General features: G+C 68.0%; 18 protein-coding genes. 13 read left to right on the top strand and 5 right to left on the bottom strand.

The window, feature by feature from the left end; genetic code table 11:
* Positions 1 to 58: 58 nt before the first annotated feature.
* From cutA to NR101_RS11015, 3 genes are read left to right on the top strand one after another with little or no spacing between them, the layout of a single operon-like run.
* Positions 59 to 397, top strand: coding sequence for a divalent-cation tolerance protein CutA (gene cutA / locus NR101_RS11025; RefSeq protein WP_256775967.1), 339 nt, complete (start codon positions 59 to 61; stop codon positions 395 to 397).
* A complete protein-coding gene (locus NR101_RS11020; RefSeq protein WP_256775968.1) occupies positions 397 to 2,769 on the top strand; it encodes a protein-disulfide reductase DsbD in 2,373 nt (790 codons plus the stop codon). Before cutA ends, NR101_RS11020 begins: the two co-directional genes overlap by 1 nt.
* Positions 2,766 to 3,323 carry a TlpA disulfide reductase family protein gene (locus NR101_RS11015; RefSeq protein ID WP_256775969.1) on the top strand — a complete coding sequence of 186 codons (558 nt, stop codon included), beginning with the start codon at positions 2,766 to 2,768 and terminating at the stop codon, positions 3,321 to 3,323. The genes NR101_RS11020 and NR101_RS11015 overlap by 4 nt, the downstream gene beginning before the upstream one ends.
* A gap of 223 nt (positions 3,324 to 3,546) precedes the next feature.
* On the opposite strand, the gene NR101_RS11010 is transcribed toward NR101_RS11015, so the two are convergent.
* Positions 3,547 to 6,180 (bottom strand): excinuclease ABC subunit UvrA, encoded by a 2,634-nt coding sequence (locus NR101_RS11010; RefSeq protein ID WP_256775970.1) that lies wholly within the window; start codon positions 6,178 to 6,180, stop codon positions 3,547 to 3,549.
* A gap of 61 nt (positions 6,181 to 6,241) precedes the next feature.
* A complete protein-coding gene (locus tag NR101_RS11005) occupies positions 6,242 to 8,803 on the bottom strand; it encodes a methyl-accepting chemotaxis protein (protein ID WP_256775971.1) in 2,562 nt (853 codons plus the stop codon).
* A 212-nt stretch (positions 8,804 to 9,015) separates the two neighbouring features.
* Here NR101_RS11005 and NR101_RS11000 point away from each other — a divergent pair, with 212 nt between their 5' ends.
* From NR101_RS11000 to NR101_RS10990, 3 genes are all read left to right on the top strand, one after another.
* On the top strand, positions 9,016 to 9,837 hold the full coding sequence (locus NR101_RS11000) for an arylamine N-acetyltransferase (protein WP_256775972.1): 822 nt from the start codon (positions 9,016 to 9,018) through the stop codon (positions 9,835 to 9,837).
* A gap of 149 nt (positions 9,838 to 9,986) precedes the next feature.
* Complete coding sequence (locus NR101_RS10995; RefSeq protein WP_256775973.1) at positions 9,987 to 10,835, top strand: AraC family transcriptional regulator; 849 nt, start codon at positions 9,987 to 9,989, stop codon at positions 10,833 to 10,835.
* The gene (locus NR101_RS10990; protein ID WP_256775974.1) at positions 10,826 to 11,932 is read left to right on the top strand and encodes a hypothetical protein; all 1,107 of its coding nucleotides are present in this window, start codon (positions 10,826 to 10,828) and stop codon (positions 11,930 to 11,932) included. The genes NR101_RS10995 and NR101_RS10990 overlap by 10 nt, the downstream gene beginning before the upstream one ends.
* Positions 11,933 to 11,966: 34 nt before the next feature.
* Here NR101_RS10990 and NR101_RS10985 read toward each other — a convergent pair whose 3' ends face one another.
* Positions 11,967 to 12,590, bottom strand: a complete 624-nt coding sequence (locus NR101_RS10985; RefSeq protein WP_256775975.1) for a M23 family metallopeptidase — start codon at positions 12,588 to 12,590, stop codon at positions 11,967 to 11,969.
* Positions 12,591 to 12,856: 266 nt separating this feature from the next.
* Here NR101_RS10985 and NR101_RS10980 point away from each other — a divergent pair, with 266 nt between their 5' ends.
* From NR101_RS10980 to NR101_RS10955, 6 genes are all read left to right on the top strand, one after another.
* Positions 12,857 to 13,000, top strand: a complete 144-nt coding sequence (locus NR101_RS10980) for a hypothetical protein (RefSeq protein ID WP_256775976.1) — start codon at positions 12,857 to 12,859, stop codon at positions 12,998 to 13,000.
* Positions 12,997 to 13,176, top strand: a complete 180-nt coding sequence (locus NR101_RS10975) for a hypothetical protein (RefSeq protein ID WP_256775977.1) — start codon at positions 12,997 to 12,999, stop codon at positions 13,174 to 13,176. The genes NR101_RS10980 and NR101_RS10975 overlap by 4 nt, the downstream gene beginning before the upstream one ends.
* 55 nt (positions 13,177 to 13,231) lie before the next feature.
* Complete coding sequence (locus NR101_RS10970; RefSeq protein WP_256775997.1) at positions 13,232 to 13,840, top strand: biliverdin-producing heme oxygenase; 609 nt, start codon at positions 13,232 to 13,234, stop codon at positions 13,838 to 13,840.
* Positions 13,841 to 14,028: 188 nt separating this feature from the next.
* Positions 14,029 to 16,263 carry an ATP-binding protein gene (locus NR101_RS10965; protein ID WP_256775978.1) on the top strand — a complete coding sequence of 745 codons (2,235 nt, stop codon included), beginning with the start codon at positions 14,029 to 14,031 and terminating at the stop codon, positions 16,261 to 16,263.
* Positions 16,260 to 16,733 (top strand): response regulator, encoded by a 474-nt coding sequence (locus tag NR101_RS10960; RefSeq protein ID WP_256775979.1) that lies wholly within the window; start codon positions 16,260 to 16,262, stop codon positions 16,731 to 16,733. The genes NR101_RS10965 and NR101_RS10960 overlap by 4 nt, the downstream gene beginning before the upstream one ends.
* The gene (locus tag NR101_RS10955; RefSeq protein WP_256775980.1) at positions 16,726 to 19,146 is read left to right on the top strand and encodes a hybrid sensor histidine kinase/response regulator; all 2,421 of its coding nucleotides are present in this window, start codon (positions 16,726 to 16,728) and stop codon (positions 19,144 to 19,146) included. Before NR101_RS10960 ends, NR101_RS10955 begins: the two co-directional genes overlap by 8 nt.
* Before the next feature lie 245 nt (positions 19,147 to 19,391).
* On the opposite strand, the gene NR101_RS10950 is transcribed toward NR101_RS10955, so the two are convergent.
* On the bottom strand, positions 19,392 to 20,219 hold the full coding sequence (locus tag NR101_RS10950) for a trypsin-like serine protease (RefSeq protein WP_256775981.1): 828 nt from the start codon (positions 20,217 to 20,219) through the stop codon (positions 19,392 to 19,394).
* A 359-nt stretch (positions 20,220 to 20,578) separates the two neighbouring features.
* On the opposite strand from NR101_RS10950, the gene NR101_RS10945 reads away from it, so the two are divergent.
* The gene (locus NR101_RS10945) at positions 20,579 to 21,070 is read left to right on the top strand and encodes a hypothetical protein (protein WP_256775982.1); all 492 of its coding nucleotides are present in this window, start codon (positions 20,579 to 20,581) and stop codon (positions 21,068 to 21,070) included.
* Positions 21,071 to 21,155: 85 nt separating this feature from the next.
* Here NR101_RS10945 and NR101_RS10940 read toward each other — a convergent pair whose 3' ends face one another.
* Positions 21,156 to 21,629, bottom strand: a complete 474-nt coding sequence (locus NR101_RS10940; protein ID WP_256775983.1) for a DUF6265 family protein — start codon at positions 21,627 to 21,629, stop codon at positions 21,156 to 21,158.
* Positions 21,630 to 21,770: the final 141 nt, after the last annotated feature.

Here is a 21,770-nt window from a genome sequence, read left to right as displayed (position 1 = left end):
GGCGCCGCAATGGCGCCGGTCGGACCATCCGGGTCTGGCGGTCCTATACTCGGCCGTCATGTCGACCGCCGATCCCGTCTTTCTGCTGTTCACCACCTGCCCCGACGCGGACACCGCGACGCGGCTGGCGCGTGCCCTGGTGGAAGAACGCCTGGCCGCGTGCGTCACCCGCCTGGACGGGGCGCACGCCACATACCGCTGGCACGGGGAGATCAACGAGGACCACGAGGTCCAACTGCTGATCAAGACCACCGGCAGCCGCCTGGACGCGGCCATCGCGCGGCTGCAGGCACTGCATCCGTATGAACTCCCGGAGTGCATCGCGGTCGAAACCCGCGCTGGCCTGCCGGCATACCTGGATTGGATTCGGGCACAGACCCGAGAGGAAATTGATTGATGACGCTGTTTCGTCGTGTTGCCGCGCTGTGCGCGTTGTTCGTGGTGGCCCTGCCGGCGCTGGCCGTCAGCGAGAAAGACCTGCTGCCGGTGGACGAGGCGTTCGGGCTGACCGCGCAGGCGCGTGATCGCGACCGCATCGAGGTCAGCTGGAAGATCGCCCCGGGCTACTACCTGTATCGCCACCGCACCACGGTCAAGCCCGACGCCGGCTTCAGCGCCGAGGCGCTGCAGATGCCCGCCGGCAAGAAGCACCACGACGATTTCTTCGGCGAGGTGGAAACCTACCGCGAGCGGCTGACCGCCGTATTGCCGGGCAAGGCCGAGGACGGCACCGACACGGTGACGCTGGAGATCCGTTACCAGGGCTGCGCCGATGCCGGCGTGTGCTATCCGCCGCAGAAGCGCAGCGTGAAGGTGAAACTGCCCGGCGGCACCGCCGGTGCTGCCTCGGCATCGGCCGCGACCGCGCCCGCACTGACCGCGCCCTCGCCGTTCAACAACCCGCTGGCCGGCAACACCGGCAGCGGCCTGCGCCTGCCCGGCACCAGCAGCAGCCAGTCACTGCCGCTGCCGTCCGAGCGCGCGTTCGGCTTCGATGCGATCGTCGACGATGGCACTACCGTGCTGCTGCGTTTCAGCCCGGCACCGGGCTATTACCTGTACCGCGATCGCACCTCGCTGAAGTTGGAAGGCGCCAACGGCATCCGCCCCGACAAGCCGCTGTGGCCGGCGGCCAAGTCGCACCGCGACGAGCACTTCGGCGATGTGGCGGTGTATTTCGACCAGGTCGACGTCAAGCTGCCGCTGCGCCGCAGTCGCGCCGACGCCCAGGACACCACCCTGGTGATCACCTTCCAGGGCTGCCAGACCGACGGCATCTGCTATCCGCCGATGACCCGCCGGGTGAAGCTGTCGCTGCCGGCGGGCAAGGTCAACGCCACTGCGGGCGAGGCGGCGCACACCAATGAAGTGATCGCCCCGCTGCCGGGCAAGGACAAGCGCGCACAGGCACGTGAACGCGACAGCGCCGGCCTGGCTACCCAGCCGATGCTGATCCGCCCGAACGCCCCGGCCACCGATGCGACCACCACCGTCGGCAGGCCCGATGCCAGCGCCGACAACGCGCAGCGCACCCGACCGCCGGGCGACGATGCCGCGCCGACCACGCTGATCGGCGCGCTGCTGCTGGCGCTGGTGGGCGGGCTGATCCTCAACCTGATGCCGTGCGTGCTGCCGATCCTGTCGTTGAAGGTGCTCGGCGTGGCGCAGAGCGGTGAAAGCCGCCAGCGCGCGCGCAGCCATGCGCTCTGGTACACCGCCGGCGTGCTGGTGGCCTTCGCCGCGATCGGCGCGCTGGTGCTGGCCCTGCGTGCCGCCGGCCAGGCTGCGGGCTGGGGCTTCCAGCTGCAGCACCCGTGGTTCATCGCCGCGCTGGTGTACCTGATGTTCACCGTCGGCCTGAGCCTGTCGGGGGTGTTCACCCTGGGCGGCAGCCTGGGCGGCATCGGCCAGTCGCTGGCCTCGCGCAGCGGTCCGGTCGGCGATTTCTTCACCGGCGTGCTGGCCTGCGTGGTGGCCAGCCCGTGCGTGGCCCCGTTCATGGGCCTACCGCTGGCGTACGCATTCACCGCCAGTACGCTCCCGGCGATCCTGGTGTTCCTGGCGCTCGGCCTGGGCCTGGCGTTGCCGTTCCTGCTGATCGGCTTCGTCCCCTCGCTGGCCAAGCGCCTGCCACGCCCCGGCGCGTGGATGGAAACGCTCAAGCACGTGCTGGCCTTCCCGATGTACGGCACCGCGCTCTGGCTGCTGTGGGTGCTGGGCAAGCAGCGCGGTGTGGACGCGATGACGCTGGTGCTGGGTGGGCTGGTGGTACTGGCGCTGGCGCTGTGGTGGTTCGAACGCAGCCGCTGGCGCAGCCAACGCGTGGGCGGCCTGCTGGCGCTGTTGCTGCTGCTGGCCGCGCTGGTGCCGGTGTGGGGCGTGACCCGCCTGGTGCCGCCGGCCAAGGCCGCGGCGGCCGCCAGCGACAACGTGGTGGCCTATTCGCCGCAGATGCTCGACCGGCTGCGCCAGGACAACCGCGTGGTGTTCGTCAACATGACCGCCGACTGGTGCGTGACCTGCAAGGCCAACGAGCGCACGGTGCTGGGCACCGATGCCTTCCACGACACCCTGCGACGTACCAATGCGGTGTACATGCGCGGCGATTACACCAACGTCGATCCGGAAATCACCGCGTTCCTGGATGAGCACAAGGCCGTGGGCGTGCCGCTGTACGTGGTGTACGGCCCCGGCGCGCCGCCGACCGTGCTGCCGACCGTGCTGACCCAGGCGATCGTCGAAGAAGCCCTGCTGCGCACCGCCCGATGAGCCTGCGGCCGCCACGCCAGACGGTGGTGGTGGCCGCGTTTGCCGCGCTGGTCGGGATCGGCACCGGGGCGTGGTTCTTCAACCGCACGCTGCCCGAGCCGGCGGCGCTGCCACCGCGCGTGGTGGTGGCAGGGGCCGCCATCGGTGATGTCCTGCCACCCATCGCGCTGCTGGATATCGATGGCCGCACGATCGACCTGGCCAGCTTCCGCGGCCGACCGCTGCTGATCAACGTCTGGGCCAGCTGGTGCGCCCCGTGCGTGGAAGAAATGCCGGCCCTGTCCACCTTCGCGGCCGGGCAACCGGCGGACGGCGTGCAGGTGGTCGGGCTGGCGCTGGATACGGCCGATGGCGTGCGCGACTTTTTGACACGGGTGCCGGTGGGCTACCCGATCATGCTGGATACGCCCGGCCCGGCCGATGCCAGCGTGCGTCTGGGCAATGCGCAGGGGTTGTTGCCGTACTCGGTGCTGGTCGGAGCCGACGGGCGCATCGTCAAGCAGAAGCTGGGGCCCTTCCAGGCCGGTGAGATTGAGGCCTGGGCAAGGCACTGAAGGGCAACGCGGCGCGTTGCAGGCGCTGAGGCGGCGAGGCATGGCGTCGCGCTACCGTTTGGTCGGGTCTTGCCCCCTGTCGCGGCACGCCCAACAATGACGAAATCAATTCTCATCAGCTTCTGGGCCGGGGGACACTACGCCAGGGGCCTACCGGCTGTTACGCGGCCCCCACGCTCGCGACAGACCCGAACGAAGGCACAGCAACGATGGAAGAAGACCCTTATTTGAACCAGCGCCGCAGGTAACGTGCGGTCGCGCCGGTGGTGGCGCGGCTGACCTGTGCGGGCGTGCCTTCGGCGACGATGGTCCCGCCCTGCTCGCCCGCGCCCGGGCCGACATCAATCACCCAGTCCGCGTCGGCGACCACGCGCAGATCGTGTTCGACCACCACCACCGTGTTGCCGGCATCCACCAGCCCGTGCAACTGCGCCATCAGCTTGTCCACATCGGCCGGATGCAGGCCGGTGGTCGGCTCGTCCAGCACGTACAGGCTGCTACCGTGCTGGCTGCGCTGCAGTTCGGTGGCCAGCTTGATCCGCTGCGCCTCGCCACCGGACAGCTCGGTGGCCGGCTGGCCCAGCCGCAGGTAGCCCAGACCGATATCGCGCAGCAACTGCAGCGGGCGCTGCACCGGCGCTTCTTCGGCGAAGAACAGCAGGGCTTCCTCCACCGTCATCGCCAACACCTGCGCGATGTTGCGGCCGTTCCACTCCACTTCCAGGGTCTTGGCGTTGTAACGCTGGCCGTGGCAGGTCGGGCATGGCGCATAGACACTGGGCATGAACAACAGCTCGACATGCACGAAGCCTTCGCCTTCGCAGGTATCGCAGCGGCCCTGGGCGACATTGAACGAGAATCGGCCGGCGCTGTAGCGACGTGCCTTGGCCGTCCGCGTGGCGGCGAACAACCGGCGCACGTGGTCGAACAGCCCGGTATAGGTGGCGAGGTTGGAGCGCGGCGTGCGCCCGATCGGTTTCTGGTCGACGTTGACCAGACGCTTGATCGCCTTGGCGCCGGCATGCAGGCGGCCACGGGTGCGTTCGATGCTGCTGGGCACCGGCAGCTCGCTGTCCACCTCTTCCACCACCGGCTCGTGGCCGAGGTGCTCGCCGACCAGCTCCACCAGTGCCTGGCTGACCAGACTGGATTTGCCCGAACCGGACACACCGGTAACGGCAGTGAACGCGCCAAGCGGGAAGCGTGCATCCAGGCCATGCAGGTTGTTGCGGTGGATGCCGCGCAGTTCGAGCCAGCCCGAGGGCGTGCGCGGCGTGCGCCGTTCACCACGGCCGGTCTCGAACAGGTACGGCGCGGTGACCGAGGCCTTCACCGTGCGCAGGCCGTCGGGCGGGCCGCTGTAGAGCACCTGCCCGCCATGCTGGCCGGCGCCGGGACCCACGTCGACCAGCCAGTCCGCCCGCCGCAGCATCTCCAGATCGTGCTCGACCACGAACAGCGTATTGCCGCCGGCCTTGAGCTGGTCCAGCGCGCGGTACAGCGCCTCGCCATCGGCCGGATGCAGGCCGGCGGTGGGCTCATCGAGCACGTACACCACGCCGAACAGGCTGGAGCGGATCTGCGTGGCCAGGCGCAGGCGCTGCAGTTCGCCGGGCGAAAGCGTCGGGGTGGAGCGGTCCATCGACAGATAGCCCAGGCCCAGGTCTTGAAGGGTGCCGATGCGCTCGACCAGGTCGTGGGCGATGCGCTGGGCGGCGATGCGCTTTTCTTCGGACAGATCCGGGGTGCGGCGCACATCGCTGCCGCCCACGTGCGAGGGGCCACCGGCAGCCGCGCGCGCCTGCAGCGCCTTGCGACCGGCCGCGCGGCTACGGGTGGCCGCCGTGGTGGGCGCATCGAAGCGGCCTTCGGCGGCTGGGCGCAGCGCATCGGCCATGGCACTGAGCGAGAGCTGCGACAGCGCGCCGATATCCAGCCCGGCAAAGGTCACCGACAGCGCCTCGCGCTTGAGCCGTTTGCCGTCGCAGACCGGGCAGGCGGTGCCGACCATGTAGCGGGCCACGCGCTTTTTCATCATCGCGCTCTGCGTGGTGGCGAAGGTGTGCAGCACGTAGCGGCGTGCACCGCTGAAGGTGCCCATGTAGCTCGGCTCTTCCTTGCGGCGCAGCGCGGCGCGGGTTTCGGCCGGAGTGAAACCGGGATACACCGGCGCCACCGGTTGCTCTTCGGTGAACAGGATCCAGTCGCGCTGCTTCTTGGGCAGGTCGCGCCACGGGATGTCGACGTCGTAGCCAAGGGTGACCAGGATGTCGCGCTGGTTCTGTCCATGCCAGGCCGGCGGCCACGCGGCGATGGCGCGTTCGCGGATGCTCAGCGACGGGTCGGGCACCATCGACTGCTCGGTCACCTCATACACATGGCCCAGGCCGTGGCAGTTCGGGCAGGCACCCTGCGGGGTGTTGGGCGAGAAGTCTTCGGCGTACAGCATCGGCTGCCTGGCCGGATACGTGCCGGCACGCGAATACAGCATGCGCAGCAGGCTGGACAACGTGGTCACGCTGCCCACGCTGGAGCGCACGCTGGCGGTACCGCGCTGCTGCTGCAGCGCCACCGCCGGCGGCAGGCCCTCGATCGCGTCCACGTCCGGCACGCCGACCTGGTCGATCAACCGGCGCGCGTAGGGCGACAACGACTCCAGGTAACGGCGCTGCGCCTCGGCGTACAGCGTGCCGAAGGCCAGCGACGACTTGCCGGAGCCGGAGATGCCGGAGAACACCACCAGCGCATCGCGCGGGATGTCGACATCGACATCCTTGAGGTTGTGTTCGCGGGCACCACGGACGCGCACGAAGGCGTCCGTGGCGGCGGAGGTGCGGGGCTTGCGACGGGTGCTCATGCACGCAGGATAGTGAGCGCACGCGCAAGCGGCCAGTGAAGGGACGTGAGTGCGGCGTGTGCTATGCCGCCGCCCTGGCCACCCGACGCGTGCCGGACCGCTCCACCACGAAGGCGTCCACCGCCTCGGACAACAGCGCCGCCTGGCGTTCCATCGCATGTGCCGAGGCCGAGGCTTCTTCCACCAGCGCGGCGTTCTGCTGGGTACTGCCATCCATCTGCAGCAGCGTCTGCCCAACCTGTTCGATGCCGGCGCTCTGCTGCTGCGAGGCGGCCGAGATGCTGGCCATGATCGCGCTGACCTGCTGCACGCTGCCGACGATCTGGCCCATGGTCGCGCCGGCCTGGTCGACCTGGCGGGTACCGGCGGCGACGGTGTCCACCGAGGCCTCGATCAGGCCCTTGATCTGCCGCGCGGCATCGGCACTGCGCTGGGCCAACAGGCGTACTTCGCTGGCCACCACCGCGAAGCTGCGGCCCTGCTCGCCGGCACGCGCCGCTTCCACGGCGGCGTTGAGGGCGAGGATGTTGGTCTGGAAGGCGATCCCGTCGATGACGCTGGTGATGTCGGCGATGCGATGGGAGGCCTGGGCGATCTCACGCATGCTGGCCACCACCTGCGCTACCGATGCCCCGCCCTGTTGGGCGATACCCGTCGCCTGCAATGCCAGCTGGTTGGCCTGCTGGGCGGCATCGGCGTTCTGGCGCACGGTGGCGGTGAGTTCCTCCATCGACGAGGCCGTCTCTTCCAGATGCGCGGCCTGGCGCTCGGTGCGCCCGGCCAGCTCCTGGTTGCCGGCGACGATTTCTCCCGCCGCACCGTTGATGGCCTGCGAGGCCTGCTGGATGCGCCCGACGATATCGGTGAGCTGCTGCACGGTGGCGTTGGCATCGTCGCGCATGTGCGCGAACACGCCCTGGAACTCCCCCTGCATGCGCACCCGCAGATCACCCTGGGCCAGCGCCGACAGCAGCCCCTGCAACGCCGACAGGTTGCCCTGGAAGGTATCCAGCAGGCGGTTGATGCTGACCGCCAGGGTCAACAGGAAGCCTTGCTTGCCCTCCGTCTCGATGCGGCCGTGCAGCTGGCCCTGCGCGGCCGCGTCGACCAGCGCGGCCACTTCGGTTTCCACCGTGGTTTCCAGGGCGCGGCTGCGCCACTCCACCGCCGCACCCAACAGCTGTCCGCCGTCGATGATCGGGGTGACCACCAGCTGGTAGCGTGTGCCGGCATGTTCGATCTCGTGCTGGGTGGAGGCGGTGCCGTGCAGTTCGGCGTGGATACGGGTGAATACCGGATGCAGCGTCTGCGCCGGTTGCCCGCGCCACTGCCCTTCCGGCACTGCCAGTTCCACCAGCAGCGCATGATTGAGAAGGCTGATCCGGCCGTCCGGGTCGAGCACCATCACCCCGGTCTGCGCGCTGTCCAGCGCCTGTCGCGCCCGCGCGTTGTCGCGTGCGGTGGCACGCTCGGCCTCGATACGTTCGCGCAGCCGCTGCTGCATGTGCACCAGCCGCTGGGCCAGCTGGCCGATCTCATCATGCGGGTTGTGGACGGTCAGCACCGTGTCCAGGCGGTCTTCGGCAATGGCTTCGGCAAAACGCAGGGTGTCGGCGATCGGGCGGCGCACCGCGCGCAGCACCAACAGCAGGCTGCCGATCAGCACCGTCGCAACCAGGGCCAGGGTGATGCCGAACAACAGCGTCATCGCGTGGGCCTGCGATTGCTGGCGGCCACGTGCGACGTCCAGTACCGCACCCTGCGCGCGTGCCAGCTGTTGCAGCGCTGGCGCGATCTGCGCGGCGGTATCGGTCAACGCGGCGGCCTCGACATCCAGGCCGACGCGGGCGGCCGTGTAGGCGAGCAAGGCGCCCTGATAGGCGTCCATGCCGCTGCGCAGGGCGTCCTGCGTGGCAGCGGGCAGATTCGACGCGGACAACGCCAGCTCGAACGGCAGCTTGGTTTCGCTGGCACGGTCGGCATGCGCCGAATCGCCGGTGAGCAGTAGCAGGGCCTCCTCGCGGCGCATCGCCTGCCAGTGCGCGGTCAGCGCCGCTGGGGCGGTGTCGCCCAACAGCGTGCTCACCGCGTCGGCGCTGGCATCCAGCTGCGCGCGCAGGCCGGCATCGCCACGGCCCATCTCGTCGGCCCGAGCGTTCAATGCGGTGATGCCGTCGGCGAACGCATGCGCGCGCTCGGCGAGCGTGCGCAGGGCCGTGACGGTGCCCGCATCGTGGGGATCGCGCTGCAACTTCGCCAACGACAGCTGCAACTGCTGCTGGGCCTGCTGCAATGCGTGGCGGTCGGCATCGTCGAAGGTGGTGGCATAGCGGGTCTGCAGCCGACGGGCGTCGGCTACTTCCGTGGCCAACGCAGCCGCCAGCGCCGCATCCTGCTGGTGCGCGGCAAAGGTCGACGCGGCGCGCTCGCTGTTGTGGCCGGTCCACGCATAGACCAGTGCCACCACCAGCAGACCGCTGCCGCAGATCACCAGCGCGGCCTTGAGCTTGCGTGCGACACTGAGCCTGCGCAGGGACGCGATACCGCGTGCGAAGCGATGGAATGGGGGCCGTTGGCCCAGGCGGGCAAGCGACGCAGACAGGCGGTGGGGGACGACCGACATCACGCACTCCAGGCAGAAGGACGCATCGGTATCGGCCGGAGTTGCGTGGACTTTAGGCCTTTTTCTCCCGCCGCCCGGCCACATCGCCCGGTGTGCCCGTTGTACCCGGCACAGACGACGGCAAGATGACGGCAGGCGGACAATCGGCGCGCTTGACCTCAACCGCGGTTGAGCCGTCACCGTGGCGGCACCCTCCTCCCGATGGCCGATTGATGGACCTGCACACCCGCAATGCCTACCTGGCCCGGCTGGGCTTGGCCGCCCCGCCGCCGCCCACCCTGGCCACCCTCGCCCTGCTGCAGGCCCGGCACAACGCCACATTCCCGTTCGAGACCCTGACCACGCTGCTGCGCGATGCCGTGGCCATCGATCTGCCCAGCGTGCAGCACAAGCTGCTGCACGACGGCCGTGGCGGTTACTGCTACGAACTCAACGGCCTGTTCCTGGCGTTGCTGCAGCAGCTGGGGTTCGACGCGCGCGCGATCGCCGCGCGGGTGGTGATGGGACAGACCGATGACACGCCGACGCCGCGCACCCACATGCTGGTGCTGGTGCGGATCGAGGCGGTGGACTACAGCGTCGATGTCGGCTTCGGTGGCAACACCCCCACCGGCCCGCTGCGGCTGGACAGCCGTTTCGCGCAACCGACGCCGCATGAGCGCTACCGGCTCGATCTGCACGACGGGCAATACCTGCTGCAGGTGGAGATCGACGGCGCGTGGCGGCCGCTGTATCGCTTCGACCTGCAGCCGCAGGCGGCGATCGATCACGTGGTGGGCAACTGGTATGTCTGCACCCATCCACACTCCTCCTTCCCCGGGCAACTGCGGGCAGCGCTGGCCGGCCCCGGCTGGCGGCGAACGCTCGGCGCCGGTGTCTACACCGTGCACCGCAGTGGCCAGCCCAGCGAGCGCCGGCTGCTGACCGATGTGGACGCCGTTCTGGCGGTGCTGCGCGATGCATTCGGCATTACCGTGCCAGCGCATCCACGCCTGCGCGAAGCGATCGCAGCGTGGTTGCGCGGGGCGGCGTGAGCGCCTCCTGAGACCTCGGCCGACGCTGCCTGCCGCGCATTCCCCGCGCTGGCGGCGAGGCTGGCACGCACCGATGCACAGCAAGAACGGCCAAGCGCCCGTCCCCACGCTGGGCTACGCTGCGTGCCTGTGCAGCGGGAGGGAACAGCATGAGTGCGGCACGCAGGGCCCTGTGGTACATCGAAAGCCACCACGCCACGCCGATCGCGCTGGCCGATATCGCCGCCGTGGTCGGCCTGTCGCCGTTCCACCTGTCGCGGCTGTTCCAGGCCAGCACCGGCACCTCGCTGGTGCGCTACCTGCGCGGCCGCCGCCTGAGCGAGGCGGCGCGACGATTGGCCGGCGGCGCCAGCGACATACTGGAGGTCGCACTCGGCGCGGGCTATGGTTCGCATCCCACCTTCACCCGTGCTTTCGGCGAGCAGTTCGGGCGCACCCCCGAGCAGGTGCGCGCGCAGGGGCTGGGCGATATCACGCTGGTCGAGGCGATCAAGCTCGATGACGTGCCCCAGCCCTGTGTGCAGCCCCCCGACATCGTCGACGCCGATGCGCTGCTGGTCGCCGGCATCGGCGCGCGGCATCGCGGTGCATCGGTGGCGTCGATTCCCTCGCAATGGCAGCAGCTGGCGATGCAGTGCCCACGGGCGCCGGCAGTCAGCTACGGCGTGTGCTGCAACAGCGACGAGGAAGGCAGCTTCGACTACATCGCCGGTATCGAGGTGCCGGGTTTCGCCAACCTGCCCCCGGGCTGGCAGGCGATCCGCATCCCCGCGCGGCGCTACGTGGTGGCCTGGCATGCCGGGCATATCTCGGCCATCCGCTCGACCTGGTACTGGCTGTTGAACCACTACCTGCCGTCGGCGGGTCTCAGCTTGGCCGACGCGCCCGAACTGGAGCGCTACGACGCGCGCTTCGATGACACCACCGGTCACGGCGGCATGCAGATCTGGCTGCCGCTGGCCGACACCCCACACACCGGAGACACCGCATGCGCCTGACCCTGCCACTGCTGTTGCTGCTACTCGCTGCCGTGAGCGCCTCCGCGGTTGCCGCGCCGCCGACGGTGCCTGTCGGCGAACGGCATGGCGTGGCCCACCTGCCCAGCGCGGCAGTGCGCGATGCCGCCGGGCGCGACGCCCTGCGCTACACCGTGTGGTATCCGGCCACGCCGGAGGCACGCGAACAGCCGATCGTCATCGGGCCGCCGGATACACCGCTGTTCGCCGTGGGCAGCGCAGCCGCCGATGCCAAAATCGCCTCCGGCCGCCTGCCCACCCTGCTGCTGTCGCACGGCAACGGCGGCAGCGCGCGGATGATGGGCTGGTTCGGTATCGCGATGGCGCGCGCGGGCTACCTGGTGATCGCGGTGGATCACCCCGGCAACAACGGCATCGACCCGATGACACTGGCCGGCAGCATCCTGATCTGGGAGCGCGCCGAAGACCTCAAGGCTGCACTGACCGCCGTGCAGGCCGACCCGCAACTGGGCCCGCACCTGGATGCCCGCCGCGTGGGCGTGGCCGGCTTCTCGGCCGGTGGCTTCACCGCGCTGGCCGCTGCCGGGGCGCGCGTGGAGTTGGCGCATCTGATCGCGTTCTGCCGCGCACAACCCGACGATGGCGTGTGCCGGCCGCAGCTGGAATCGCCGGACACGACCCTGGAGGCACGCATTGCCGCCGCCGCATCGACTGCACTGGCGCCTTACATGGCGCGGTCCGCTGACAACCACGGCATCCCGGGGATCGGCGCGGTATTCCTGATGGCCCCGGCGATCGTGCAGGCCTTCCCGCCGGACCAACTGCGGAAGGTGCGGCACCCCGTGTCGATCCTGGCGGGAGATGCGGACCAGGTAGCCCCGCCGGTCACCAACGCCGAGGTGGTCGCCGCGCTGAGCCCGTCTGCCGGGCTGCGCACCGCGCCCGACGTGGGCCATTACGATTTCCTGGCTACCTGCACCGATGCCGGGCGGCGGGTCATGCCTGCGCTGTGCACCGGCACGGTACCGCGCGAGGACACCCACGCGGCCGCGATCCTGCAGGCGACCCATCTGTTTGATGAAGCCCTCGTGCCGGAAGGTGCGCGATCCAACCGCTAGCACGTCGATCGGTCAACGCCGTCGAGCCGCGCACTCATTCGCTGCGCGGTGCGGCGCCGACCGGTGCAGGTTTCCACGCGCGCAACAACGGCAGCGGGTCGTACGCGCCATCGGCACCATAGATGCCCCAGTGCAGGTGCGGCGGCGTGCCCTTGGCATTGCCGCTGTCGCCGACATAGCCCAGCACGGTGCCGGCACTGACCACCTCACCGCGCACCAACCCCTCCCGCCAGCCCTCCAGATGGGCGTAATAGTAGCGCTCGCGCGCCGGACCCAGCACCCACACCTGGCGCCCGCCCAGGCCGCCCTCGCGGATATCCACCACGACCCCGTCGCTGGCGCTGCGCACGGCGGTGCCGCGCTTGGCGAAGATATCCACGCCGGCATGGGTACGGTCGCGCCCGCGCGGCGCGCCGAAGGTATCGGCGATGCGCCGGGCCGTCACCCCCTCCACCGGCACCGGCAGTGCACGCGGCGGCGGTAGCCGCGACAGGCTCCACAGCGCGCGCGGCACCTCTGCCCAGCGACTGTTCCACAGCATGCCCACCGCCAGCGCGCAGGCGGCCAGGACCAGCAGGCGGATCAGCCAGCGGCGCAGGCGCCGTGCGGAGGAAGAGGGAGTGTTGGCGGCGGTTTCGGGGGATTCGTCGCGGGGCATCGTTGCTCCAGTGCGGGTGCTGCGGGGCATCGCAGCCGATGGGAACGACGATACAAAGCCAATGTGGGCCCAACATGAAGTAGTGCCGACCGCTGGCCGGCTACGCCTTCGGTGGGTAGTGCCGGCCGCTGGCCGGCTGCGCCTTCGGTTGGCCAGTGCCGGGAGCCGGCCAGCGGCCGGCACTACCGGGTCCATCGGCCAGATGGACGACGGCTTCACGGGGAATCTGCTGAACTGCAGCTGTCGCCCGTGAACATCGACACCTCATGAACACCGCATTCAAGATCTTTCTGCTGGTCGGCGCCGTGCTGTATGGGCTGCCGGGCCTGGTGTGGTGGATAAATCACCGCCGCGCGATCCGTGCCCGACAGGACGTGGCCGCGCTGGGCGCCGACAGGTCGCCGACGTGAGCCTCACCGCCGAACAGCGCCGCATCCTAGATGACATCAACGCCACCCGGCCGATTTCCGATGAGGACGCCAACTGGGCGGTCAATGCCGGTTACGCGGCGCAGGCCGAAGATGGCGACATCGACCTCACCCAGGAAGGGCGCAAGCGGGTCGACTCCACCCGGATCGACCCGTAAAGGCGTGCCAGCGGCCTTGATACGATAGGTGTCCGCCTTCCACTCCTTGCCCCCTGTGCCGTCATCGCAGCCCACCGTCCGTTCCGTACCCGGCGCGTCATTTACGTCACGTGCGCAACGTCTGAAGGCCGCCACCGACCAGGCCCATCGGCGCGTCGATGCGCGGATCCTGGGGATGGACATCTTCGCCAGCCGCGCGGCATTCGCCCGCTTCGTCCGTGTCCAGCATCGTCTGCATGCCGACGTGCAGGGCCTGTACGCCTGCCCGGACATCCTGCAGCGGCTGCCCAGTGTGCAGGGACGGCAACGCATTGCCCTGATCGAACGCGACCTGGCCGATCTCGCCGCAGACGCGCCCGCGGATCACACGGCAGACCCGGTCGCGGGGCCCATGGCGTACCGGCTCGGCTGGCTTTACGTCGTGGAGGGCTCGGCACTCGGTGGCGCGGTGATCCTGAAGATGGCCGCCGGGCTGGGGCTGCACCCGCACTTTGGTGCGCGCCACCTGGCGCCTGCGCAGGAAGGTGTGGCCACGGCCTGGCGCACGTTCACCGCCGAACTCGATGCGATAGCGCTCGATGAGCGCCAGGAGGCCCTGCTGCTGCAGGGGGCCGATGCCGCATTCGAACGTGTCGCCCGGTATGTCGCCGACGCGTCCGACTGAGGCCGCAGCATTTGCGCGTGCCCTGCACGCGTCTCCGCCGTGCTGCATCGTCACCGGTTCGGCAGACCTGATATGCGAAGCTATGTGCGCCGTGTCACACCAAGAGAGAGTGACCGGTGCTCGCCGGGCAATCGATCGGCGGTGTCCTTCGAGCGGTCTAGTCACGGCAATTGGTGGGGGTCAACAGCATGTCATCCTGGAAGTCCGGCGAAAAACCCCTGGATCTCAGCGGTTGCGCCAGCGAGCCGATACGCACGCCCGGCGCCATACAGCCCTACGGCCTGATCCTCGTGCTGGAGCCGGCATCGCTGGTGGTCACTGCGCGCGCGGTCGCGCGCGAAGAGCTGCTGGAGACATTCGGCGATCCGCTCGGCCAGCCCATCGACACTGTTCTGGGCGGCGCACTGGCGCGGTGCAGGCCGGCCCTGCAAGCCATCGCACAGGACACCTCGCAGTTCCTCGGCGCCCACGCGATCGGCGGGCACGGCGCGCATCATGTGCAGGCCCACCGCGTGGGCGACACCCTCATCGTCGAACTCGAAGCGCCGGTGCCCGGTGAGCCGGGCTCGCTGGAGGATCTGTATCCCTCGATCCGCCACTTCATGGGCGCGATCGAGCGCGCGGCCACGTTGGCCGAACTGTGCGATCTCGCCGCCGCGCAGGTCCGCGAGCTCACCGGCCTGGACCGCGTGCTGGTGTATCGCTTTGACGAAGAGTGGAATGGCGCGGTCATTGCCGAAGACAGGAACGACGTACTGCCCAGCTACCTGGACCTGCGCTTCCCCGAGTCGGATATCCCCGCCCAGGCACGCGAGCTGTACCGGCAGAACCGGGTCCGGCTGATCGCCGACAGCCATTACCAGCCCGTGCCGCTGGTCCGCAGCGCCGCCCTGGCCGATTCCCCGCCCACCGACCTCAGTCCGGTTTCGCTGCGCAGCGTGTCCCCCGTGCACCTGCAGTACATGCGCAACATGGGCACCGGCGCGTCGATGTCGGTGTCGCTGCTGCGCGAAGGCCAGTTGTGGGGGCTGATCTCCTGCCACAACCGGACCCCACGGCGGGTGCCCTATCACGTGCGCACCGCCTGTGAATTCATCGGCCAGATCCTCTCCCTCCAGATCGCGTTGAAAGAACGCGCGTTGGGCGTGGAACAACGCATCGCGCGCCGGGCCATCCAGGTGCGGCTGCTCGCACGCATGGCCGGCGACCAGGATTTCATGGCCGCGCTCGGTCGCGACCAGCGCAGCCTGCTGGCGCTGACCGAGTCGTCCGGCGCGGCGATCGTGCACCGGGGCGAGTGCATCCTGCATGGCGACTGCCCCAGCCAGGCACAGGTGATGCACCTGGTGCAGTGGCTGGCCGCGCAGCAGCGCGAAGGCGATCTGTTCTGTACCGAACGCCTGCCGTCCCTGTGGACGGATGCCGATGCCTTCGCCGACGTCGCCAGCGGCGTACTGGCCATTTCCATTTCGCAGGTGCATGAGAGCTACGTGCTGTGGTTCCGCCCCGAGGTCATCCGTACCGTGCGCTGGGGCGGCGACCCGCGCAAGGAAGCGACCGTCGCGCTTACCCCGCGCACGTCCTTTGAAGGCTGGAAGGAAACGGTGCGCCGGCAGTCATCGCCCTGGAACGCGGTCGATCGCGATGCCGCGCTGGAACTGCGCGCGGCCATCGTGGACATCGTGCTGCGCAAGGCCGAGGAAATGGCCGCGCTCAACGAGCAGCTCCTGCGCAGCAACAAGGAGCTGGAAGCCTTCTCCTACTCGGTCAGCCATGACCTGCGCGCACCGTTCCGCCACATCGTGGGCTATTCGGAATTGCTCTGGGCCTCGGCCAGCGACAGATTGAACGATTCAGAAAAGAGATTTCTCGACACCATCGTCGAGTCTGCACAATCTGCGGGAACACTGGTGGATGACCTGCTCAGCTTCTCGCAGATGGGCCGGTCGACGATGGGCCAGATTTCCATGGACATGACCGCCCTGGTCGAGGATGTCCGGCACAAGCTGGACATGGAATATGCCGGACGCTCCATCCAGTGGGCGGTGCCGCCGCTGCCGCGTGTCCAGGCCGACCCCGGCATGTTGCGGCTGGTCTGGCAGAACCTGCTGGCCAACGCGATCAAATTCACCCGCGACACGCCCCAGCCGGTCATCGAGGTGGGGCATCAGCGCACCGACACCGAAGAGGTGTTCTTCGTCCGCGACAATGGCTGCGGGTTCGACATGCGCTACGTGGACAAACTCTTCGGCGTGTTCCAGCGCCTGCACCATTCAGACGAATACGAAGGCACCGGCATCGGCCTGGCCAACGTGCACCGCATCATCACCCGCCACGGCGGCCGCACCTGGGCCGAAGGCGAGGTAGGCGTCGGGGCGACATTCTTCTTCACCATCCCCTTCGCTACTGGAGACAAAGTATGAGAGATCTGCGACCGATCCTGCTCGTGGAAGACAACCCGAAAGACGCTGAACTGACCATGGCCGCCCTCGCCCGCTGCCAGCTGCTGAATGACGTCACCCATGTGCGTGACGGCGTGGAAGCGCTTGAGTACCTGCGTTGCCAGGGCCGCTACGCGGGCGCCATGCATGGCGGCCCGGTGGTGGTACTGCTGGACCTGAAACTGCCCAAGCTCAATGGGCTGGACGTGCTCCGTGAAATACGTACAGACGCCGCGCTGAGCAGCACGCCGGTGGTGATGCTGACCTCCTCGCGCGAAGAACAGGACCTGATCCGCAGCTACGAGCTGGGCGTGAACGCCTTCGTGGTCAAGCCGGTGGACTTCAAGGAGTTCCTGGAGGCCATCCAGGGCCTGGGCATGTTCTGGGGCATCACCAATCAACCACCGCCGCACGGGACCCTGTTCGGCGCCAAGAGCAGAAAAGATGGCTGAAGCAGCACCAGGCACGCCAATCCGCATCCTGATGGTCGAGGACAATGCGCTGGATGCCGAACTCATCACACTGCAGCTGGGCCGCGCCGGGCTGCCCTTTGCCGTTGAACGCACCTGGTCCCACCAGGGAATGCTCGATGCCCTGCGCGGCGGTGCGTTCGACGTCATCCTGGCCGACCATGTACTGCCCGGCTTCGACGGCGACGCCGCGCTGGCGCTGGCGTGCGAGGTCGCCCCGGAAATCCCCTTCATCTTCGTCTCCGGCACCCTGACCGAAGAACTCGCGGTCCAGGCGCTCAGGCGCGGTGCCCGCGACTATGTGGTCAAGTCGCGGCTGCAGCGGCTGCCCGATGCCATCGTCCGCGCCATCGGCGAGGCCCAGGAGCGACGCCGGCTGGCCCGCGTGGAGGCCGAGCTGCACGACAGCCACCAGCGGCTGCGGTTGATCACCGATTCGCTGCCGGCGCTGATCGCCTATTTCGGCCAGGACCACCGTTACCGGTTCGCCAACCAGGCCTATTTCGAATGGCACGGGCGCGACCCGGAAAGCCTGATCGGCATGCACGCGCGCGAGATCGTCGGCGATGAGGCGTTCGCGCAGATGCAGCAGCACCTGGACAAGGTGCTGCTGGGCCAGAAGGTCAGCTTCGAAACGCTGTCCCACCGCAACGGCGCCACGCCGCGCTATGCCCAGGTCGACTGCGTGCCCGAGCTCACCGCCGACGGCACGGTCATGGGCTACTACGCCATGGCCCGCGACATCAGCGAATTGAAACAGGCGCAGTCGTTGCTGAAAGCCAGCAACGAATCGCTTGAGCGCCAGGTGGACGAGCGCACCTCGGCCCTGCACCGCAGCGAAAGCCGGCTGCAGGCGCTGTTCGAATCCAGCTTCCAGCACCAGAATCTGTTGACCCTGGACGGCCGCATCATCGACACCAACTCCGCCTCGCTGGCCGCCATCCTGGCGACCAAGCAGGATGTGCGCGGTGCGGTCTACTGCGAATCGGCGTGGTTTGCCGATACCGAGGGCGTACCGGCGATCGTCTGCCAGGCGGTGCTTGAGGCCGCCGCAGGGGTGGCCTCCCGGCACGAACTGGAGCTGCGCCTGCCCACCGGCATGCGGACCTTCGAATTTTCCTTCCGGCCGCTGCTGGACCACCAGGGCAAGGTCACCGCCGTGGTATCCGAAGCGGTGGAAACCACCGCGCGCCGCCAGGCCGAGGAAGCCCTCCGCCAGAGCCAGAAGATCGAGGCCGTCGGCCAGCTCACCGGCGGCATCGCCCACGACTTCAACAATATCCTGACCGTGATCGCCGGCAACGTGGAGTACGCCCAGCTGCTGATCGACCGGCTCGGCGACAGCGCCGGCAATGCCGCGCATTCGCTGGACAACGCACTCAAGGGCGTGATGCGGGCGGCCAACGTCACCCAGCGCCTGCTCGCGTTTTCGCGTCGGCAACCGCTGCGCAATCTGCCGGTGGACCTCAACGCGCAGGTCAGCGACATGCAGGACATGCTCAAGCGCTCGCTGGGCGAACTGGTGCAACTGGAGATGCTGCACAGCCCGGACATCTGGTGCGTGGAAATCGATCCCAGCCAGCTGGAGGCCTCGGTGCTCAACCTCGCCGTCAACGCGCGCGACGCGATGCCCGAGGGTGGCCGGCTGACGATCGAGGTGGACAACGCCCACCTCGATGACGATTTCAGCAACCAGAACCCCGATGTGCCGCCGGGCCACTACGCGATGGTGCGCGTGCGCGACAGCGGCCACGGCATGTCCGCCGAAACCAGGGCGCGCGTGTTCGAACCGTTCTTCACCACCAAGGAAGTGGGCCGCGGCACCGGCCTGGGGTTGTCGATGGTGTACGGGTTCGTCAAGCAGTCCGGCGGTCACGTGCTGCTCGATTCCACACCCGGCATCGGCACCACCATCACCATGCTGTTCCCGCGTTCGTCCGCGCCGCTGCCGCATGATCGGCCGCTCGGCGAACCGCGACAGGGACTCTACGAGGTCCTGGAGGACACCACGATCCTGGTCGCCGAAGACAACGACGATGTCCGAGCCTACACCGTGGAAACCCTGCGCCAGCTCGGTTACCGCGTGCTGGAAGCGCATGACGGCCCCTCTGCCATGCGACTGCTGGAACGTACCGATGTCAGCGTGGACCTGCTGTTCTCGGACATCGTGATGCCTGGCATGTCCGGGTGGGAGCTGGCCAAACGGGCGCTGGCGCGAAATCCCAGCCTGCATGTGCTGTTCACCTCCGGCTACCCGCGCGACCTCGATGCCAGCGGCGCGCTTGGCCGGAACATTGCGATCCTGGCCAAGCCGTTCACCCGCAGCGACCTGGCCGGATCGATCCAGACCGCATTGCAGGAGGACCCGGCCGGGTCGCTCGCTGACGCGCCATGACAAGGCGTTCGACGGGATACCGCTCATCCCGTCCGGTGGCGGTTACGCGCGTGGCGGAAGCTTCAGCAGCACTCTGGTGCGCGCGACGGTGTGAATGTTGCGGTGTCGACATGGAAGGCATCCTTGCTTTCGCAGGGTGATGGGGCAAGTGACCTGCAGGAAAGCGATTGCACCCAGCGAACGTCTTTGGTCTGTACCGCAGGATGGCCGCCAGTGCGCTTCACTGCCGGCATCGCGTAACGCGGTCAGTGGGCCGATCCGGATTCGCCAGAAAGTACACCCTCAATCCACCCGCGGTAGTAGCTCAAACGCACGTTGCAGCTGATCTGCCCATAGCGCCCGGGCCAGGCCGTCAGCACATTGCCCTCCACGAATTTCCATGAGGCCAGCCCCGCCAGCACCCATTGGCCTCCGTCCTGCACAAGCACCGGACCGCCACTGTCCCCGTTGCCCAGCACGCCTTCCAAGGGCAGCCCCGTCGGCGGCTTATCGAACACGTAGCAGAACCAGCGGTCGTAGGCGCTGGAGACCTGATTGAATGCGCGCCGAAGCTCACCGCGGTGGCTGGCTTTGGGGTCATGCCCGGTGGCACCGGTGCCCGCAGCGCCCTTGCCCAGGATCTTGACGACCTGGCTGTACTCTTCATTGCCTTTGTATAGCGCGACAGGTGCGACATCGGTCACCGGGCGCGCCAACTTGATCAGAGCGATGTCATCGCCTGCTGCAAGAAACACAACGATCAGCATGGCCTCGCCGGTCGTCGTTGCCTGATCGATCAAGGCCTGTGGCAGCGGCTTGTAGCCGGCGTGCACGACAACGCGCGCTACGTCCCGGTCGACCCCGTTGATTGCTACTCGCTTGAGGTCGGAGTGCTGCGGAATCGTATGGGCCGCGGTGATCACCCACTGGGGCGCGATCAGTACCCCGTGGCCTTCACCGGGCATGTCCACCAGCGCGGGAAATTCGGAGGCTGGCACCCGGTACTTCGCATCATCCACATCATCTCGAATGACGATGGCGTGCGCCGTTGATGACATCGCCAGCAGGACGAGGAGCGAAGCAAGTTTGGTCATGTGCGCGGACCTGGAGTGGCCTGGAAAGTGATCGCCGGATCCTGAAGGCAGATCCCGCCATGTGAGTGGTAGAGGATGCCACAGGGAGCGCTGCTCCCCCGACCGCATCGGGGCTTCATCATCACACCGGTCCCGCGCCACAGCACCGCCGCGTACGGACTAGGCGCATGACAGCCCCCCACTCCGACGCGCTCGCAATGGCGTTCATTGGCGATGCCGCACAGGGATGCCCTTGGTGCCCTTTGCGGGAGCGAAAGCTTGGCCCTGTTCAAACCCACGTCGTAGACTTGACCCGCATTGGAAGCGGCCATGGTGGCCTCTGGCAGTCGATAGTCTGCCGCGCAACCGGAGTGATTTGAATGACACTGAGTCCATGGATGTTGCATTTGCGCGGCGCTCGCCTTAAAGGCCTGGCCCCTCTGCTTCTTGCAACACTCGCCGCTCCAGCGGCGCACGCGCTGGATGCGGCGCAATGGCAAGCCGTCGCGCCCACGATCCAGGCCGCCCTGGAGTGCCGGACCCGGCCCGACACCGCCGGTGCGGCGTGGAAGGCCCTGCCCCGCGACCCGTCCGGTGACATTGAACCGATCAAACCGCCCGTACCCTTCACCGTGTTCGGCTTGCCGGTGAGAGAAGTGTCCATCTACATCGACCCCAATGGCGAACTGGGAGAGAGCTATACCGCCGATATCGGCGCCAGCGTTGCTGCTGTGCGCACGTCAGCAAGGCTCGGCGCGGGCGCCGCACGCGCAACGAAGATGGGCGTACTCACGCTGACCGAAGATGACGCGTCGAAGCTGACGTGTACGGTCGCGGGAAGCTACGATGAAAGCGGCTATCAGGAGGACTGATTCCCGGATGCGACAGCCCGGACTGCCAGTCGCTGGGCATGGTGGACGTGGAGAACGTCTCTTCCCGTGGCTCGGCAGTGCCGGGTCAGTCCAGGGTCGCGGCAGATTTCCTGAAGTGGAAGACGATCTCCTTGCCATCACCCGACGTCGACACCTCCAGCTGATCGCCCTGCAGGCTATAGACAATGCGCTTGGGGAAGTCATGTTCTGGATTGGTAAAGACCGCCTGGTTGTTTGAACTCGACACGAGCTTGAACCTGATGGGCTGGGGATTATCGGCAACGTCAGCGACGTAGTAGATGTTGCCGTCCTGCTCAAGGACTCCAAGTCGCTCCTCGAAGACCACCTGGTTCTCGCGTTTGGATACCCCAACGCCGGCAAACGTGGCACCGTCCACATGCCAGGTCTCGTAACCGGTGCGACCTTCAGGCAATCCCGTTCTTTGCCAGCTTCCCAGCACCCACGAAAGCTGCTGCAATTTTTCGCTGCCCTGGGCGGCTGCACTCCCGGCGTAGACCAACAGGAGGCAGGTTGCCAGGCATGGATTCCACGCGCGCATGCGTTCTCCTTCGTTCTTGAACCTGCATCCCTGATGATGCCATAGGCCTGGCAGTGCCCCAGTGCTGCGCCTGCCATCAGCCAGGCGTGGGCCTCTCGTCACACCGCGACTGGGCAGCATCTCCTCCATCGACTCAGCACG

This window comes from Stenotrophomonas sp. Ste86 (assembly GCF_024519465.1).
Lineage (GTDB): Bacteria > Pseudomonadota > Gammaproteobacteria > Xanthomonadales > Xanthomonadaceae > Stenotrophomonas.
The sequence above is the reverse complement of the archived record's forward strand: the minus strand, read 5'-3'. Positions and strand labels throughout refer to the sequence as shown.